The organism is Streptomyces sp. NPDC059851, assembly GCF_042732005.1.
Taxonomy (GTDB): Bacteria; Actinomycetota; Actinomycetes; order Streptomycetales; family Streptomycetaceae; genus Streptomyces.
Genome location: NZ_JBHWJJ010000068.1, coordinates 1 through 17,660 on the forward strand (window position 1 = coordinate 1; position 17,660 = coordinate 17,660).

The 17,660-nt window shown below is 73.7% G+C and carries 15 protein-coding genes; 3 read left to right on the top strand and 12 right to left on the bottom strand.

What is annotated here, in order from left to right; all coding sequences use genetic code 11:
* Positions 1–153: 153 nt before the first annotated feature.
* From ACFV7Q_RS22425 to ACFV7Q_RS22440, 4 genes are all read right to left on the bottom strand, one after another.
* On the bottom strand, positions 154–909 hold the full coding sequence (locus tag ACFV7Q_RS22425; RefSeq protein ID WP_385430895.1) for an AIM24 family protein: 756 nt from the start codon (positions 907–909) through the stop codon (positions 154–156).
* Positions 910–926: 17 nt separating this feature from the next.
* Positions 927–1,607 (bottom strand): AIM24 family protein, encoded by a 681-nt coding sequence (locus tag ACFV7Q_RS22430; RefSeq protein ID WP_385430943.1) that lies wholly within the window; start codon positions 1,605–1,607, stop codon positions 927–929.
* Between the two features lie 20 nt (positions 1,608–1,627).
* Positions 1,628–3,379 carry a TerD family protein gene (locus ACFV7Q_RS22435; RefSeq protein ID WP_385430897.1) on the bottom strand — a complete coding sequence of 584 codons (1,752 nt, stop codon included), beginning with the start codon at positions 3,377–3,379 and terminating at the stop codon, positions 1,628–1,630.
* Positions 3,380–3,556: 177 nt separating this feature from the next.
* The gene (locus ACFV7Q_RS22440) at positions 3,557–4,165 is read right to left on the bottom strand and encodes a M48 family metallopeptidase (RefSeq protein WP_385430899.1); all 609 of its coding nucleotides are present in this window, start codon (positions 4,163–4,165) and stop codon (positions 3,557–3,559) included.
* 181 nt (positions 4,166–4,346) lie between these two features.
* Here ACFV7Q_RS22440 and ACFV7Q_RS22445 point away from each other — a divergent pair, with 181 nt between their 5' ends.
* The gene (locus tag ACFV7Q_RS22445; RefSeq protein WP_385430901.1) at positions 4,347–5,453 is read left to right on the top strand and encodes a ThiF family adenylyltransferase; all 1,107 of its coding nucleotides are present in this window, start codon (positions 4,347–4,349) and stop codon (positions 5,451–5,453) included.
* Between the two features lie 150 nt (positions 5,454–5,603).
* Positions 5,604–6,932 carry an ABC1 kinase family protein gene (locus ACFV7Q_RS22450; protein WP_385430903.1) on the top strand — a complete coding sequence of 443 codons (1,329 nt, stop codon included), beginning with the start codon at positions 5,604–5,606 and terminating at the stop codon, positions 6,930–6,932.
* Positions 6,933–6,982: 50 nt separating this feature from the next.
* On the opposite strand, the gene ACFV7Q_RS22455 is transcribed toward ACFV7Q_RS22450, so the two are convergent.
* The 5 genes from ACFV7Q_RS22455 to ACFV7Q_RS22475 form a co-directional block, all read right to left on the bottom strand.
* Positions 6,983–7,189: a hypothetical protein gene (locus ACFV7Q_RS22455; RefSeq protein WP_385430904.1), complete on the bottom strand. Its 207-nt coding sequence runs from the start codon at positions 7,187–7,189 to the stop codon at positions 6,983–6,985.
* A 125-nt stretch (positions 7,190–7,314) separates the two neighbouring features.
* On the bottom strand, positions 7,315–7,644 hold the full coding sequence (locus ACFV7Q_RS22460) for a hypothetical protein (protein ID WP_385430905.1): 330 nt from the start codon (positions 7,642–7,644) through the stop codon (positions 7,315–7,317).
* Positions 7,641–8,012: a WhiB family transcriptional regulator gene (locus tag ACFV7Q_RS22465; RefSeq protein ID WP_179176816.1), complete on the bottom strand. Its 372-nt coding sequence runs from the start codon at positions 8,010–8,012 to the stop codon at positions 7,641–7,643. Before ACFV7Q_RS22465 ends, ACFV7Q_RS22460 begins: the two co-directional genes overlap by 4 nt.
* 184 nt (positions 8,013–8,196) lie before the next feature.
* Positions 8,197–8,535 carry a hypothetical protein gene (locus tag ACFV7Q_RS22470; protein ID WP_385430907.1) on the bottom strand — a complete coding sequence of 113 codons (339 nt, stop codon included), beginning with the start codon at positions 8,533–8,535 and terminating at the stop codon, positions 8,197–8,199.
* 167 nt (positions 8,536–8,702) lie between these two features.
* Positions 8,703–10,910, bottom strand: coding sequence for an ATP-dependent DNA helicase UvrD2 (locus tag ACFV7Q_RS22475; protein ID WP_385430909.1), 2,208 nt, complete (start codon positions 10,908–10,910; stop codon positions 8,703–8,705).
* Positions 10,911–11,081: 171 nt separating this feature from the next.
* Between ACFV7Q_RS22475 and ACFV7Q_RS22480 the strand changes: the two genes are divergently transcribed.
* Positions 11,082–11,342 carry a mycoredoxin gene (locus ACFV7Q_RS22480; protein WP_385430910.1) on the top strand — a complete coding sequence of 87 codons (261 nt, stop codon included), beginning with the start codon at positions 11,082–11,084 and terminating at the stop codon, positions 11,340–11,342.
* Between the two features lie 160 nt (positions 11,343–11,502).
* Here ACFV7Q_RS22480 and nudC read toward each other — a convergent pair whose 3' ends face one another.
* The 3 genes from nudC to ACFV7Q_RS22495 all read right to left on the bottom strand — a co-directional run bounded on the left by nudC (position 11,503) and on the right by ACFV7Q_RS22495 (position 17,633).
* Positions 11,503–12,444 carry an NAD(+) diphosphatase gene (gene nudC / locus ACFV7Q_RS22485; RefSeq protein WP_385430912.1) on the bottom strand — a complete coding sequence of 314 codons (942 nt, stop codon included), beginning with the start codon at positions 12,442–12,444 and terminating at the stop codon, positions 11,503–11,505.
* Between the two features lie 85 nt (positions 12,445–12,529).
* Positions 12,530–13,942, bottom strand: a complete 1,413-nt coding sequence (locus ACFV7Q_RS22490; RefSeq protein ID WP_385430914.1) for a dipeptidase — start codon at positions 13,940–13,942, stop codon at positions 12,530–12,532.
* A 10-nt stretch (positions 13,943–13,952) separates the two neighbouring features.
* A complete protein-coding gene (locus tag ACFV7Q_RS22495; protein WP_385430916.1) occupies positions 13,953–17,633 on the bottom strand; it encodes a UvrD-helicase domain-containing protein in 3,681 nt (1,226 codons plus the stop codon).
* Positions 17,634–17,660: the final 27 nt, after the last annotated feature.

Below are 17,660 nucleotides of genomic sequence, written 5' to 3' on the forward strand. Positions count from 1 at the left end.
GTGTGGTTTTTGGGGGGGGGGGGGGGGGGGGGGGGGGGGGGGGGGGGGGGGGGGGGGGGGGGGGGGGGGGGGGTGCGCCCGCGGGCGGGGCGGGGGGCGGGCGGCCCCGGGGGGGGGGCCGCCCCCCCCCCCCGCCCCTCTTCAGTGCCGTGATCAGTTCCAGACGTTGTTCTGGTTCTGGGCGTGGGCGCCCTGCTGGCCCACGCCGAACTGCGCGGCGAGGCCCTGGCCGATCTGGGCGTTCTGCGGCGGCAGCACCTCGCTCGGCTGCACCAGGGCGAACCCGGTGCCGAGGAAGCTGAGTTCCCAGCCCTCGCCGGTGTTGCCGCGGCGGCGCCATACGCCGGTGGAGTGGGTCTGGGCCTGCATCTGCACGCGCAGCGACGTGGACCAGGCGACGATGGCGTCGGCGTCGACGTTGACGTACTTGTCGGGCGTGACCTGCACCATCAGCGGCTGCCCGGAGGTCATGAGGGCGACCTTCCCGCGGCCGGTGATGTTGAGCTGGTACTTGCCGGATCCGGAGATCCCGTACTGGCTGTCCACCGCGATGACCTCGGAGTGCAGGGTGGAGTCCATGGCCAGGACGTAGCTGCTGTCGACCGTGAGGCCCTCGTGGTCGACGTCCACGACGTGCACGTACTGGGCGAGGTTGGCCAGGTAGACGGTGCCCTGCCCGGAGCAGCGCATCAGGTCGAGGCCCTCGCCGGTGTGGCGGCGGGCGCCCCGCTGGTTGCTGCTCTGGTACTCGCCGTCGAAGTCGACGATGCCCTGGTAGGCGACCATGGCGCCCTTGCGGGCGAGCACGTCGTCGGACCCGGCCAGGGTGACCCGCAGCAGCTGCGGGTTCTGGACGGTGTACCGCTCCTGCGACTGCGCCTCGGCGTAGCCGAAAAGTGAGCTCTGCATGTTCTGTCCGCTCCCCCTCAGCCCCGCGTCCGGAGCCGGTCGGTGCTGTCCTCGCTGGGCTGTACGACGACGATGCCCTGGCCGGAGAAGGCCATCTGGTAGGCCTCTCCGCTGCCCCGGCCGATCATCGACGAGGCCTTGAAACTCCGCTTCCCCTTCACCTTGAGGTTCGGGGACCAGGCGACGAGCGCGTCCGGGTCGACGTACGTCTCGTCGTCGCCGCGGCCGCAGTCGACGACGATCGGGGTGCCCCGGGAGGTGATCGCGACCCATCCGGTGCCGGCGATCTGCACGTTGAACAGCCCCTGGCCGGCGAACTTGGCCATGCCCTTGACGCGCTCGACGCCCCACTGGAGGTGGGCGTCGAAGGCGAGCAGGTTGGTGCCGTTGACGGAGAGGGCGTCGTTGTTGAGGTTGACCACCACGACGTCCGCGCCGTAGTCGGCCAGGTAGAGCAGTCCGTCGCCGGTGCACTTCATCAGCGGGGCGCCCTCGCCGGTGAGCCACTGGGAGGCCATCTGGCGCATGGCCGGAGGGTTGGGCTCGTACTGGATGAAGCCCTCGTACGCGACCATCGATCCGGTGCGGGCGAAGAGGTCCTGGCCGCTCTGCATGGCGACCTTGAGCATGGCGCGGCCGTGGTTCTCCATGCGGGCCGTGACGGGGGTGGGGGCGTAGCCCGCGAGCTGCTGGTTCATTGCGTTCATGACGGGCTCCCTCAGACCTCGTACGGCTGGACGACGATGAAGTTGCCGGGTGCGCCGCGGAACTGGAGGTTCACGGCCTCCCCGCTGTGGCCGGGGTAGGCGTTGCGGCGCAGCCGGACCTGGCTGGAGACGATCACCTGGGAGGCGGCCGACCACGCGACGACGGCGTTGCTGTCCGCGAAGGTGGTCGGGGTGACGGGCAGGACGACGGGGGTGCCGTGTGTCTTGACGATGACCGTTCCGGTGCCGTGGAACTGCATGGTGAACAGGGCCCCGCCGGGGATGCCGTGGCCCTCGATGCGGCGGACCTCGTACTGGAGGGACTCGTCGAAGGCGAGGACGTTCTCGGAGGAGACGCAGATGGCGTCGCCCTGGAGCTCGACGGCGTGCAGGTGGGCGCCGTTCTCGGCGAGGAAGACCTGGCCGCGGCCGCTGCAGCGCATCAGCTGCATCTCCTGGCCGGTGGCGTTGCCGACGATGCGGCCGGCGAAGCCCGCCCCCTTGTAGCTGAAGTCGACCTTGCCCTGGTACAGGACCATGCTGCCCTGGCGGGCGAGGACGGGCTGGCCGCCCATGGCCAGGTCGACGCGCATGAGCTGCTGGTTCTGCGCGGTCCAGCGGGCGCCGGTGGGCGCCTCCTTGTACGGCTGGAGCGCGGCACTGAGGCCGGGGCCGGTCGCCGGCACGCCCTGCGGGGCGGCCTGGCCGGGCATCTGCCCGTACGGGGGCTGCTGCTGGCCGGGGACCTGCCCGTAGGAGGGCTGCGGGGCCTGGCCGTAGGGGGCGGGGGTCTGCCCGTACGGGGGCTGCTGCTGGCCGGGGACCTGCCCGTACGAGGGCTGCGGCACCTGGCCGTACGAGGGCGGGCCGGCTTGCTGCGGCGGGTGGGGCGGCTGGCCGTACGGGGCGGCCGGGGGCTGCGGGGCCTGGGGCGGCTGGGGAGCATGGGGAGCCTGCGGGGTGATCGGCGCGACCATGGTCGGGGCCGAGTGGACCGGGGCGGGCGGGGCCGGCTGCTGGTACTGCGGGGCCGGGGCCTGGGGCGCCTGAGCAGGCTGGGGTGCTTGAGCGGGCTGCGGCGCCTGAGGGGCCTCGGGCGCCTGAGGGGCCTGGGGGGCTTGGACCGGGGCGCCGAAGGACGGCGCGGGTGCGACCGCCTGGGGCGGGGCGAAGGCCGGGGCCGGGGCCGCGGGCTGGGCCGCGGCCTGAGGGGCGGGCTGCTCCTGCGCCTGCTCCTCGGCCACCTCGCCGCCGAAGTGCGTCAGCAGGGCGGCGAGTCCGCCGTCGAAGCCCTGGCCGACCGCGGCGAAGCGCCACACGTCCTTGAGGTAGAAGTCGCCGAGCATCAGCGCGCGCTCGGTGCTGAACTCCGCGCCGGTGAAGGAGTACCGGACGACCTCCTCGCCGCCAGCCACGATCCGGATGTAGCCCGGGCCGATCTGCGACATCTGACCGTCGCCGTCGAGGGTGGCGGTGAAGGACAGCTTGTGGATGTGGGCCGGGACGCGGTCCAGCGTCACCCGGAACGACTCGGTGTCGCCGGCCTGGGCGCCGAGCTGCTGGATCGACTCCTCCGGCGACTTCGGCTGGTTGTAGAAGACGAAGTAACGGTCGTCCGAAAGCTGCTCATTGGCGTCCAGCCCGAAGCAGCTGATGTCGAAGGCGAGTCCCGGCCCGGCGATCTGCACGCCCACGTACAGGTCCGTGCCCGCCGTCAGATCGCTGATCCTGGCCTTGTGACCGCGTTGGAATTCCCTGGCCATGCGTAAGACCGTCCCCCATCCCGACAGTGAAATGCGTGCCGCTCAGGCTAGCCGCATCAGGCGACATCCGGCCAAGTCGGTACCGACCCGGTACAACTCGGTACCGACCCGGTACACGGCTCCGGCTCCGGGTCGGGGTCCGGGCTGGCCCGGCCCGGGTCCCCGCGCCCGGCGGACTCAGTCGCCGTCGCCGCGGGGCCGGGGAACCTCGGGGAGGCGCTCGGCAGCGGCCACGCCCTCCAGGTAGCCGCGGGCCCGCTCGGTGCGCGGGTAGCCCTCCAACAGCTTCCAGAAGCGCGGGCCGTGGCCGGGCACCAGGAGGTGGGCCAGCTCGTGCAGCAGCACGTAGTCGACCACGTACTCGGGCATCCCCCGGAGCCGGTGCGAGAGCCGGATGCTGCCCTCGGCCGGGGTGCACGAGCCCCAGCGGGAGTTCTGGTTGGTGACCCAGCGGACCGAACGGGGGCGGGCGCGGGCGCCGAGGTACTGCTCGGACAAACGGCCGGCACGCTCGGCGAGTTCCGCGTCCCCAAGGGTGCGCCGGGTCTCCCGTGCGGCCAGCCGGTCGAGCATGACGCCCACCCAGCGCTGCTCCTCGGCCTCGGACATACGGGCGGGAATGAGGACGACCGTGCGGTCGCCCTCGCGGTAGGCGGACACGGTCCTGCGGCGGCGCGCGCTCCGACGGACTTCGACGGCGCGCTGCGGGGGGTCGGCGGACACCCCAAGACCGTACCCGCTCGGCGTGGCCGGGGACCCCCGCTCCGCGGTTCGGACCTGATCCATTCGCAGGCGGCCCCGCATGCACCCGCCTTCTCCATCTCATATGCCCAATAGGTCGTGCCTGTGGACAAACTCGCGCGCCGGATGCGGCGGGCGGGCACTGTTGCGGAAACGGGAACCGAGGGCGGGAAACCGAGGGCGGTCCGCCGCAGGCGGTACGCCGACCAGGAGGAGGGGGAAGGCCGTGTATCCGAAGGTGAAGCCGGCGCTGGCCAGGGCGTGGCGGGATCTGCAGACGGTCCAGTTCGGGGTGACGCCGGCGCATGCGGTCGTACTCGGCCCGGTCGACACGGCGACGGGGGCGCTCATCGACCGGATCGACGGGACGCGCGGCATGGACCTGCTGCGCACGGAGGGCGCGTCCATGGGGCTGCCGGACGGCCAGGTGGACGGGCTGGTACGGCGGCTGGCCACGGCCGGGCTGCTCGACGACGCCACGGCGGGCGGGCCCCGGGCCCAGGCGGTGCGCGGGCGGCCGGAGGCGCTGGAGCGGCTGGGGCCCGATCTGGGATCGCTCTCCCTGGTGCACCGCGAGCCCGGCGGAGACCTGCGGGGGGTGGCGGCGCGGCGGGCCATACGGGTCCAGGTGCGCGGGAGCGGCCGGGTGGGCGGCCTGATCGCCTCGGTCCTGGCAGGGGCCGGCGTGGGCCGGGTGGAGGTGCTCGACGGAGGGCGGGTGGAGCCGGCGGACGTGGCGCCGGGCGGGCTCGGGCCCGACAGCGTGGGCCGGCTGCGGTCCGAGGCCGCCGCGGGGCTGGTGCGTACGTCGGCTCCGGGGCGGGCGCCGCGGGCGGCGGAGCGGGAGGGGCCGGAGACCGGCCCGGCCCTGGTGGTGATCGCTCCGCGGGACGGCCTCGCCGCCTGGGCGCCGGATCCCGCCGTCGCGGCGGACTGGATCGCCGCCGGCGTCCCCCATCTGTACGCGGGGGTGTTGGAGGGTACCGGAGTCGTCGGGCCGCTGGTGCTGCCGGGCGCCACGGCGTGTGCGGGCTGCATGGAACGCGACCGGGTCGAGCAGGACCCGGCCTGGCCGCGGATGCTGGTGCAGTGGCGCTCGGCGCACCGCAGACGGGCCGCCGCGGCCTGTGATCTGGGGCTGTCCACGGCGGTGGCCGGGCTGGCCGCGGCGCACGCGCTGTCCTTCCTGGACGGCGAGTTGCCGGCGTCGACCGCGTCCCGCTGGGAGGCCGCGTTGCCGGGACTGCACTGGGAGCGCACCGGGGTCCGGCCCCATCCGGAGTGCCCGTGCGCGGCGGCCACGCTGGTGGCGGAGGACGAGGTGCGGGAATGAGGCGGGCCGGTTCGGGTCCCGGGCGGGGCGGGGTGATGCGCCCCGGACGGCGCGGAGGGGCCATGACAGGATGCGTGAAGGCCGCAGGCACGGGGAGGGCACCCCTGACCCGCCGCTTGCGCCACGGCTGTCTGGGAATTGGAGGGGCGCATGTCTGATCTTCCCCGGAAGGCGGTCACCCGTACCGTCAAACTGGCCGCGTTGCCCTTGGGCATTGCGGGTCGGGCCACCTGGGGGCTGGGGAAGCGGATCGGGGGCAAGTCGGCGGAGATCGTGGCGCGTGAGATCCAGCAGCGCACCGCCGAGCAGCTGTTCCGCACGCTCGGGGAGTTGAAGGGCGGTGCCATGAAGTTCGGGCAGGCGCTCTCCGTCTTCGAGTCGGCCCTCCCCGAGGAGTTCGCCGGACCGTACCGGGCGGCACTGACCAAGCTTCAGGAGGCGGCTCCGCCGCTGCCCGCCCAGACGGTCCACCAGGTGTTGGCGGAGCGTCTGGGGGACGACTGGCGGGATCTGTTCGAGGAGTTCGAGGACAAGCCGGCGGCGGCCGCGTCGATCGGGCAGGTGCACAGGGCGGTGTGGCACGACGGCCGGCAGGTGGCGGTCAAGGTCCAGTATCCGGGTGCCGGTGAGGCCCTGGTGTCGGACCTGCGGCAGCTGAGCCGCTTCGCCGGGCTGCTGGGGCCGCTGGTCCCCGGTATGGAGATCAAGCCGCTGCTCCAGGAGATGCGCGAGCGGGTCGTGGAGGAGCTGGACTACGAGCTGGAGGCCGAGGCGCAACGCACCCATGCGGACGCGTTCGGGGACGATCCGGACGTGGTGGTGCCGGATGTGGTGCACCAGGGCGAGCAGGTGCTGGTGACGGAATGGCTGGAAGGCACCCCCCTGTCGGAGGTGATAGCCGACGGCACGCAGGAAGAGCGGGATTGCGCGGGGCAGTTGCTGGCCCGGTTCCTGTTCACGGGGCCGGCCCGCACCGGTCTGCTGCACGCGGATCCGCACCCGGGCAACTTCCGCCTGCTGACGGGGCCGGACGGCCGGATGCGGCTGGGGGTGCTGGACTTCGGCACGGTGGACCGGCTGCCCGGGGGCTGGCCCAAGGCCATCGGCACCTCGCTGCGGATGACGCTGGAGGACGATGCCGAGGGCATGTACGGGTACCTGTGCGCCGAGGGGTTCGTCAAGGAGTCCGTCGAGCTGGACCCGCAGGCGATGCTGGACTACTTGAAGCCCATCATCGAGCCCATCGAGGCCGAGGAGTTCACCTTCACCCGGGCGTGGCTACGCGGCCAGGCGGCCCGTATAGCCGATCCGCGTTCGCCCGCCCACCAGTTGGGACGGCAGATCAACCTGCCGCCCGCGTACCTGCTGATCCACCGGGTGACGCTGAGCACCATCGGGGTGCTGTGCCAGCTGGGCGCGACGGTGCGGCTGCGGGGCGAACTGGAGGCGTGGCTGCCGGGGTTCGTGCCGCCGGAGTGAGGCCGACGGCGGCCGGGGTCAAGGACCGGGGTCAGGGCGGCTGGGCGGGGTCACCACCAGGACGAGTCGAGGCGGCCCTCGATCGAGCGGAGGTTCTCCCGCGCGCAGTCCACGCAGAAGTACTGTCTGGTCCCGTTCTCCACCGAGCAGGTCCAGGTGGGCGGGGGGCCGTTCGGGGACCGTGTGCCGCAGCGCGCGCAGACGACGGGCTGGGCCTCGGGTTCCGACGGGTCGGGAGGGGGAGTCGGCTGGGCCACCTCCCGACGATATCCCCGGCGGGGGCGCGGAGCCGGCCGCAACGCACCGGGGGGACCGGTCCGTTCGGACCGGTCCCCCCGGTGTGCTGCCCGCGCCGCCGGGTGGCGGCGCGGGCGAGCTGGTCTCAGTGCATGACGGCCATGGCCAGTGCACGGCGGGCGCGCATCGAGACGCGCTCGGCGCGCCGCTGCATGCGGCGGGCGGCGACCAGGCGCAGGGCGCGACGCTCGGCGTCCACCTCGCGCATGCGGTCGTCCATATGCGCACGGGCCAGGGCTTCTGGGATGAGTTGCATTTCGCGGGTCCTGTTCTGACGCGAGGTGATCGCGCCGGTGGTGATGAAGTCTGCGGTGGCGGAGCCGTGCGGCTTCTCGCTCGTCGTGTGGGCGGTCATGAGGGCCTGCTTCAGGGGGTCGTGCGTCAGGGGGCGGTCGATGGTTCCGATGGCGTTCATGCCGAGGCAACCGGGTTCTTGCGCGGGCGGCCACGGGGACGCTTGCGGGCTACGACCACACCCTGGACGAAGAGCTCGCCACCCCAGACGCCCCAGGGCTCGCGGCGCTCCAGAGCGCCGGCGAGGCAGGCCTCGACCAGCGGGCAGGTCCGGCACAGGGACTTGGCGTACTCGACGTCGGCCGGGGACTCGGCGAAGAAGACCTCGGGGTCGTAGGTGCGGCAGGCGACCGGTACGCCGAGGTTCTCGATGGCGTCGTCGAGCGCGGTGAGCGCGGTGAGGGGAGTCAAGGTGGAGTCCTCCGGGACTGCGGGCGGGGAGATCGTCTGGGTCTGCGGTACGGACGGGGCGTGCTCTTCGAGTTGCACGGTGTGTTCTTCCTCGTCTTGTTCGGCTAGTCGTTCCGGCCGGGTTGGGCCGGGGGCGGCTGGTACCTGGTCTTGCCAGTCCCGAGGCTCCTTCTCGCCGTCGTCCCCGTTCGGGGACAAACAGAAGGGCCGCGGATCCCGGGTGGGGTTCCGCGGCCCTGAAGGCGCCGGCCTGATCGCTGGATCAGACTGGATCACTCCAGGGTTCGAGCCCACGGAAGGCCCACATCAGGTGGTGCTGCTGCTTCGTCTGCTTCGTCTTGGATCCGGCACCGGCCGCAAAGGCAAAGCCATAGGCGTGGGCCCGGGCTTCTGCCAGTACTGCCACCGGTGCCTGGGTCGGTCGCTCATTCCGCTCGCTCGCGACCAGCGCGACGGGCGCGGCGGCCAGCAGGGCGCGGCTGTCGGCGGCAATCGCGGACAGACCGGTACCGATGAGCGGGAGGAGGGAGGAGGAGCCGAGCGTGCAGGAAGCGGCGACCGAGCGATCGGTCATTTTGGTGGTGGTGATGAAGCTGGTCACTGGTCTCGCCTCCTCTCGGCGTCTCGGGGACGGGCCCGGGGGCCTGTCCCATGCGTATTCGGATAAGTACAGCACAGATCGGAAGCTTCGTCAGAAGCCACCGTTTCCGTTGCTAAGAACCTATGGGGATCGGCTGGGCATGTGCAAACTATTTTTCCGACGAGTTTCTACGCGTCGGCCCCGTGCGCAGCTTCGGGCGCCCGTCCTGCGCAGATGGCCAGGACTTCGGCCCCGTACCGGTCGAGCTTGCGTCCGGGCACGCCGGGGATGACGGCGAGCTCCCCCGGCCCGACCGGCGCGGCCTCGGCGATCGCCATCAGCGTCTTGTCGGTGAACACGCAGTACGCGGGCACCTTCTGTTCCCGGGCCTGTGTCGCGCGCCACTCCCGCAGCCGCTCGTAGAGGCCTTCGTTCATGTCGGAGGGGCAGTCTTCGCAGCGCATCAGCTTCAGATCGCCGGCCGCGGTGAGCGTCCTGCCGCAGACCCGGCACCGGGCGGGGCCGCGGCGGGTGCGGCGGCGGACCTCCCGCTCGGAGGCGTCCCCCCTGGAGGTCTCCCGCCCGGCCGGGGCGCCGGCCCGGGCCGCGAGGGCCCCGGAGCCCGGCCTGAGCCCGTTCAGGAAGCGGCTGGGCCGGCGGGAGGCGCGGCCGCCCGGAGAGCGTGAGAGGGCCCAGGAGAGGCCCAGGTGCTGCCGTGCACGGGTGACGCCGACGTAGAGGAGCCTGCGCTCCTCCTCGATCTGGTCGTCGGTCCTGGCGTACGTGATCGGGAGCATGCCGTCCGTGAGGCCGACCAGGAACACGGCGTCCCATTCCAGGCCCTTGGCCGCGTGCAGCGAGGCGAGGGTGACGCCCTGGACGGTCGGCGCGTGCTGGGCGGCCCGGCGCTCCTCCAGCTCGACCGCCAGGTCGGCGAGGGTGGCTCCGGGCCGGGCCCGGGCGAAGTCCTCGGCGAGCCGGACCAGCGCGGCCAGCGATTCCCACTGCTCGCGCGCGGCCCCCGACCCGGCGGGCGGCTCGGCGGTCCAGCCGGTGGCGCTGAGCACGGCGCGGACCTGGGCGCCGAGCTCGACGACGTCGTCGAGCAGCGGGTCGTTGCCGGCGGAGCGGGCGGCGCCGCGCAGGGCGAGGAGCGCCTTCTGCACCTCCGCCCGCTCGAAGAACCGCTCGGCGCCGCGCAGCTGGTACGGGACGCCGGCGTCGGCGAGGGCCTGCTCGTAGACCTCGGACTGGGCGTTGATGCGGAACAGCACGGCGATCTCGCCGGCCGGGACCCCCGCGGCGATGAGGCTGCGGATCCGGGCGGCGACGCCCTCGGCCTCGGCGGGTTCGTCGGCGTACTCGGCGTAGACCGGGTCCGGGCCGGGCTCGCGCTGGGAGACCAGCTCCAGCCGGTGGGCGGCGGCCCGGCCGGCCGCCTGGGAGAGGAGCCCGTTCGCGAGGTGGACCACCTGCGGGGTGGAGCGGTAGTCGCGGACCAGCTTGACGACGGTGGCGTGCGGGTGGCGGATGCGGAAGTCCAGCAGGTGGTCCGGGGTGGCCCCGGTGAACGAGTAGATCGTCTGGCTGGCGTCGCCGACGACGCAGAGGTCGTCGCGGTCGCCGAGCCACAGCTCCAGCAGCCGCTGCTGGAGCGGGCTGACGTCCTGGTACTCGTCCACGACGAAGTGCTGGTACTGGGCGCGGATCTGCTCGGCGATGTCGTGGCGGTCCTGGAGGATGCCGACCGTGAGCAGCAGCACGTCCTCGAAATCGATCATGACGCGCTCGCGCTTGAGCTGCTCGTACACCCCGTACAGCTGGGCGATCTCGGCCATGTCGCGGGGGGCTTCGCGGCCCGCCTTGAGTGCGGCAGCGGGGTAGTCGGCGGGGACGGTCTGGGTGACCTTCGCCCATTCGATCTCGCCGGTGACGTCGCGCAGCTCGCTGCGGTCGAGGCGGAGGCGGCAGCGCGCGGCCGCCTCGTTGACCAGCTGGGCCTTGCGCTCGACGAGCCGGGGCAGCTGGCCGCCGACCGCCCGGGGCCAGAAGTACTGGAGCTGGCGCAGGGCGGCGGAGTGGAAGGTCCGGGCCTGGACCCCGCCCGCGCCCAGGGCGCGCAGGCGGCCGCGCATCTCGCCGGCGGCACGGTTGGTGAAGGTGACGGCCAGCACGCTGGCGGGCATGAGCTGCCCTGACCGGACGCCGTAGGCGATGCGGTGGGTGATCGCCCGGGTCTTGCCGGTTCCGGCACCGGCCAGCACGCACACCGGTCCGCGCAGGGTCGTGGCGACCTCGCGCTGTTCCGGGTCCAGACCCAGGAGCACCGCGTCGGCCGAGCCGGCCGAGTCGTCTGCGCCGGCGGGGAAGGACGGGAAGGGCGTTGCTGCTGTCACCCCGCCATGCTGCCAGGTCCGGACCTGGGGGCGGGAAATCCGTCCACAGGGCAGCGGCCGCGGTCACACTCGTCGTACTTGACGTATGCGTCGCGCGACGGGTGCGGGAATGGCTCCGGGGTCCCGTACGTTCGAGTACTCCGGACCATCCACCCCACGAAGGAGCGCAGCATGCAGGACACGGGTTCCGTGACGATGTACAGCACGACCTGGTGCGGCTACTGCCGCCGGCTGAAGACGCAGCTGGACCGGGAAGGCATCGCGTACGACGAGATCAACATCGAGCTGGACCCGGAGTCCGCGGCGTTCGTCGAGAAGGCGAACGGCGGGAACCAGACCGTCCCGACCGTGCTCGTGGTGTCCCCCTCGGGCACCGAGTCGGTCATGACGAACCCGAGCCTGGCCCAGGTGCAGCAGGCCCTCGCCGTCTGAGCCGGGACGGCGGCGTGGGAGCCGCTGGCCGAGCGTTTCGGAGCGTGCCGGGCGCGCCGGACGTGCGCGCGGAAGGGCCCCCGCCGAGGCGGGGGCCCTTCGCTCGTCCTCGCACCACTGCCCGGCGGTGCCGCCCGATGGTGCCGCCCGGCCCCGCGCCCTATCCGGCCGGGCGGGGCAGGGGCTCGCCGTACCAGCGCTCGACCAGCCGGGCCGCGATGGAGATCCCCGACGGGGGCAGCACCTCGCCCGTCTCGAACGCGCGGCGCAACTCCTCGCGGGAGAACCAACGGGCCTCCTGGATCTCCTCGCCGTCGACGTTGATCTCGGAGGAGACCGCCCGGGCCGTGAAGCCGAGCATCAGGCTGTACGGGAACGGCCAGGGCTGGCTGGCGACGTACTCGACCTCGCCGACCCGGACGCCCGCCTCCTCCCAGACCTCTCGGACCACTGCCTGCTCGATGGACTCGCCCGGTTCGACGAACCCGGCGAGCGTCGAGAAGCGGCCCTCCGGCCAGTGCACCTGGCGGCCCAGCAGCGCCCGGTCCCGGTCGTCGGTGACCAGCATGATCACCGCGGGGTCGGTGCGCGGGTAGTGCTCGGCGCCGCAGCCCGGGCAGCGGCGGACGTGGCCGGCCGCCGCCACCACCGTGCGCTCGCCGCAGCGGGAGCAGAAGCGGTGCATCCGCTGCCAGTTCTCCAGGGCCACCGCGTGGACCATCAGTCCGGCGTCGCGCGGGGACAGCAGCATCCCGGCCTCGCGGAGGCCGGCCGGGCGGGCCGACTGGTCCATGCGCCCCGGCAGGGCGTCCTTCTGGAGCGCGAAGTACCGTACGCCGTCCTCGTCGGTGCCGAGGAAGTAGCGGTGGGTCTCGGTGAGGGGGGCCTCGAAGGCCGGGGTCATCACGATCCCGGTGCCGCCGTCGGGAGTGTCGTCGATCAGGACCTGGCCGCCGGAGACCACGAAGACGCGGGTCGTGGGGTGGCTCCAGGCGGCGGCGAGCCAGGGCTCGTCGAGGCGGTGGTGCGCGGCGCGGTCGATTCCGCTGGCCGCGGCCAGCGAGATCGGGTGCTCGGTATGCGTGCTCACAGGTACTTCCAACTCCCCCGGTGGCGTGGACGGGCAGGCTCGGTGACTCGTGACTCGTGACGGTGGTGCGTGCGGGGCGCGGCCGCGCTGCGGTGGGTCAGGCGGTGCGCGTGGGCCCCCAGTGCGCGGCCAGGTCGCCCCAGAGGTACGCCGCCGTCTCGACGCCCTTGAGGAGCAGGTCCAGCTCGACCTTCTCGTTCGGGGCGTGCCAGCCGTCGGACGGCACCGAGATGCCGAGGAACAGCACGGGCGCGCCCAGGACGTCCTGGAGGTCGGCCGCCGGCCCCGAGCCGCCCTCACGGGTGAAGCGGACCTTCTGGCCGAAGGCGCGGCCCATGGACCGCACGACGGACTGCAGCGCCGGGTGGTCCAGCGGGGTCAGGCACGGCCGGGTCGGGGCGCCGAAGATGATGGAGTGGCGGATCCCGTCCGGTACCCGGGCCGCGACCCAGTCCCGGACGGCGGCCTCGACCTCGTACGGGTCCTGCCCGGACACCAGGCGGAACGACAGCTTCAGGTGGGCGGAGGCGGGCACGATGGTCTTGCCGCCGGGGCCCTGGTAGCCCCCGCCGATGCCGTTGACCTCGGCGGTCGGCCGGGCCCAGACGCGCTCCAGGGTGGAGTAGCCCTTCTCGCCGGCGGTGGCGTGCGACTTGGCGTTGGCCAGCCACTCGGCCTCGTCGAACGGCAGCTCGGCGATGAGCGCCCGCTCCTCGTCCGTCAGCTCGGCGATGCCGTCGTAGAAGCCGGGGATGGTGACCCGCTCGTCGGCGTCGTGCAGCGCCGCGACCAGGCGGGCGGCGACGGTGGCCGGATTGGGCACGGCCCCGCCGAACGCGCCGGAGTGGACGTCCTGGTCGGGCCCGTGCAGGTCGATCTCGCAGTCGGCGACGCCGCGCATGCCGGTGCACACGGTCGGGGTGGTCTCGGACCACATGCCGGTGTCGGAGACGATCACCACGTCGGCGGCGAGACGGTGCGCCTCCCGCTCGACCAGGGCCCGGAAGTGCGGGGAACCCGACTCCTCCTCGCCCTCGACCAGCAGCTTCAGGTGCACGGCCGGGGCACTGGCGCCGGTCGCGGCCAGGTGGGCCCGTACGCCGAGGGTGTGGAAGAACACCTGGCCCTTGTCGTCGGCGGCGCCGCGCGCGTACATCCGGCCGTCCTTGACGACCGGCTCGAACGGGTCGGTGTGCCAGCCGTCGGCGAGGGCGGCGGGCTGTACGTCGTGGTGCCCGTAGACGAGGACGGTCGGGGCCCCGGGGTCCTCGGCGGGCCACTCGGCGAAGACGGCGGGCGCGCCGTCGGTCTCCCAGACCTCGGCCACCGGGAAGCCGGTCTTGGTGAGCTGTGCGGCGAGCCACTCGGCGCTGCGTCGTACGTCGCCCGCGTGCTCGGGCTGGGCCGACACGGAGGGGATGCGCAGCCACTCGGCGAGGTCGTCGAGGAAGGCGGCGCGGTGGGTGCCGATGTACGTGCGGACGACGTTGTCCGCCGGGGTTTCGCTCATGCCCACGAGCCTATCTGTCCGCCCGGCGGCCACCCGCGGCGCCCGATGCGCCATGGAGGATCCGCTCCAGGGTGACCCGGCCGGGGAGGCGGCGCGGGCGGATCACACGGCCGCTGCGGACGTGGAGGAAGGCGGCTCCGACCCGACGCAGGGGTGTGCCGGTGGTCTCCGCCCAGGCGAGACGGTAGATCGCGAGCTGGAGGGGATCGGCCTCGGTGGTGCGGCTCGTCTTCCAGTCGACGATCTCGTACGCGTACTTGCTGCCCCTGGGGTTGCGGTAGACGGCGTCGATCCGGCCGCGGACCACCCGGCCGGCCAGGGTCACTTGGACCGGGGCCTCCAGCCGGAACGGGGTGCGCTCGGCGTACTCGCTGCGCTCGAAGGCCTCCTTGAGGGCGGCGAGGTCCGCCTCGTCGGCGACCTCCTGGTCGGAGCCGGGGAGGTCGGCCTCCGGCTCCAGGACGTCGAGGAAGGGAAGCGGGAGCTCCTCGAACCGGGACTCCACCCAGGCGTGGAAGCGGGTGCCCCGGCGCGCGGCCGGCTGCGGCGGGCGGGGCATGGGGCGGGCCAGGTCGCGGGCGAAGGCCTGCTCGTCCGCGGCGAGGCGGAGGAGCTGGCTCGCGGAGAGCGCGGAGGGCAGCTCGACGTCGCGGACGGCTTCGCGGGCGCGGCGGAGCTCGCCCTCAAGGGCGTCGAGGTCCCTGTCCCAGGAGGCGATGGTCCGTGCCTCCTCGGGGCTGAGGGCGCCCGGCCCGGCCGCGGGCGCGGTGGGGCCGGCGGGACCGGCGGTCCCGTCCCAGGCCGCGTCGTCGCCGGGCAGCCACAGGTCGTCGGCGGGGCCGTCCCAGGCCGCGGCGGCCTCGTCACCGGGCGGGGTGGGTGCGGGCAGCCAGGGTTCGGGGTCCGTGGCGCCGGCCGTGCCGGACGGCCCGGGAGCGTCGGCCGGCCGGGCGGCGGCCGGGGCCGCCTCCGCCGCGGGGTCACCCGGCAGCCACAGGTCGTCGGCCCCGCCGGACTCGACCGGGGCGTCGGCCGGGTGGGGCGGGGTGTCGGGTTCCTCGTCGTAGGACGGGTCCTCGCAGTCCGGGGGCCACGGGTACGCGTCCGGGTCCGGGACGGCGGGCTCCGGGCCGGGGGCTGCCAGGTGGGACTCCACCAGGGCCGCGGCCGCGCGGCGGAGGGCCAGCGACCGGGGGTCCAGGGGCAGTGGCCAGGAGTGTTCGGGGGCGGACCCGGCGGACAGGGCCGGGTTCTCCTCGTCCTCGGCCGGCTCCTCCGCCCAGGCCTCGATCTCGCCGTGGCCCGCGAGGCAGTGCTCGTACAGCGCCCGGAGGAACGGCGACGGCCCGCGCCGCTTCTTCTGCGTCGGGCCCCACCAGTGGGCGGAGGCCAGGAGCAGCGAGCGCGGCCGGGTGAACGTCACGTAGCCGAGGCGGAGCTCCTCCACCTCCTTGTGTTCCTTCAGGGCGGCCTTGAAGGACTTCATGCCCGCCGAGGTCCACTCGGGACCGGCCGGCAGGGTGGGTGCGTCGCCGCGCAGCGGGTACGGCAGGACCTTCGCGTACGAGGTCCACGCCTCCGGCGGCTTCTGCTTCGGGAACGAGCCCGCGCACAGGTCGGGGACGACCACGACGTCCCACTCCAGCCCCTTGGACTTGTGGGCGGTGAGTACCTTCACCGTGTTCTCGCCGCCCGGCAGGGCGTGGTCGAGTCCCTTCTCGTACTGGACGGCCGTCCGCAGGAAGGCCAGGAAGGCGAGCAGGGAGGCCTCGCCGTCGAGGGAGGCGAAGCCGGCCGCCACGTCCATGAAGGACGACAGGGTCTCGCGCCGGCGCGCGGCCAGGGCGTGCGGGGACGCGGAGAGTTCCACGTCGAGGCCGGTCACGGCCAGCACCCGGTGGAGTACGTCCATCAGCGGATCGGCGAGGGAGCGCCGCAGGTCGCGCAGTTCTTGCGCGAGGTGCGCGAAGCGGACGCGGGCGGCCGCCGAGAACGGCAGGTCGTCGTGGTCGGCGGCGGAGCCGGGGGCTTCGCCGCCCGCGCCGTCGAGGAAGGTTTCCAGGGCGTCGGCCAGGGAGACGATCTCGGCGGGGTCCACCCCTTCGACGGCCGCCGCCAGGCGTCCCTCCGGGTCCGTCCCGCCCCGGGCCCGCCCGACCAGCTGCCGCGCGCGCCGCCCCAGCAGGGCCAGGTCCCGGGCGCCGATGCGCCAGCGCGGGCCGATGAGGAGGCGGACGAGGGAGGCGTTGGCGCCCGGGTCCTGGAGCACCTCGCACACCGCGACCAGGTCGGCGACCTCGGGCAGGTGCAGCAGCCCGGAGAGGCCGACCACCTCCACCGGCACGTCCCGGGCCACCAGCGCCGCCTGGATCTGCGCGAAGTCCGCCGCGCCCCGGCACAACACGGCGATCTGCCGGGGCTCGGTCCCCGTCCGCACCAGGTGCGCGACCGAGTCGCCGAGCCAGTCCAGCTCCTCGGCGTGCGTGGGCAGCAGCGCGCAACGGACGGACCCCGCCTGCTCCTCCCCCGGCGCGGGGCGCAGCGCCTCGACGCCCTCGTGCATGGCGCGCAGCGGGGCCGCCAGGCCGTTGGCCAGGTCGAGGAGGCGGCCGCCGCTGCGCCGGTTCTCGCTGAGGGAGAACCGGGTGGCGGGGCTGCCGTCGGCGTACGGGAAGTGCGCGGGGAAGTCGTCGAGGTTGGCCACGGACGCGCCGCGCCAGCCGTAGATCGCCTGGCAGGGGTCACCGACGGCGGTCACGGCGTGCCCGGTGCCCCCGCCGAACAGGCCGGACAGCAGCAGCCGCTGGGCGACGGAGGTGTCCTGGTACTCGTCGAGGAGCACCACGCGGAACTCCTCGCGCAGCAACGCCCCCACCTCGGGCCGGGTGGTGGCGAGCTCCGCGCACAGGGCTATCTGGTCGCTGAAGTCGAGCAGGTCGCGGGAGCGCTTGGCGGCCCGGTAGCGCTCGGTCAGCTCCAGCAGTTCCAGTCGGCCGCGGACCGCCTCGGGGACCTTGCGCAGTTCCTCGTTGCCGAGGCGGGTGCCGGCGAGTTCGTCGAGCAGCGCCGTGTCGTACGCGCGCAGCCGCTCGGGGGTGACCAGGTGCTCGGAGAGTTCCGCGTCGAGTGCGAGCAGGTCGCTGACCAGGTCGGGGACCGACTTGGTCAGCGCGGGGTACGGGCCGGGGGCCTCGCGCAGGACGCGCGCGGCGAGCTGGAAGCGGGTGGCGTCGGCGAGCAGCCGGGCGCTGGGCTCCAGGCCGATGCGCAGGCCGTGGTCCTTCAGCAGCTGGCCGGCGAAGGCGTGGTAGGTGGAGATCCGGGGCTCGCCGCCGGCCGCGGCCTCGGCGCCGGCGCCGAGGGCGGCACCGGGGATGTCGGCCGGCGAAGGGTCCGGGTCGGTGATGCCGGCCTGCGCGAGGGCCGCCCGGACGCGCTCGGCGAGTTCACCCGCGGCCTTGTTCGTGAAGGTCAGGCCGAGGACCTGGGAGGGTGCGACCGTTCCGGTGCCGACCAGCCAGACCACCCGGGCGGCCATGACCGTGGTCTTCCCGGATCCGGCGCCGGCCACGATCACCTGCGGGGCGGGCGGGGCGGTGATGCAGTCCACCTGTTCGGGGGTGAACGGGATGCCGAGGAGCTCCTTGAGCTGCTCGGGGTCGGTGAGGCGGGGGGACGGGCGCGCGGACACCCGGAAAGGCTAGCCGTCCGGGCCGAC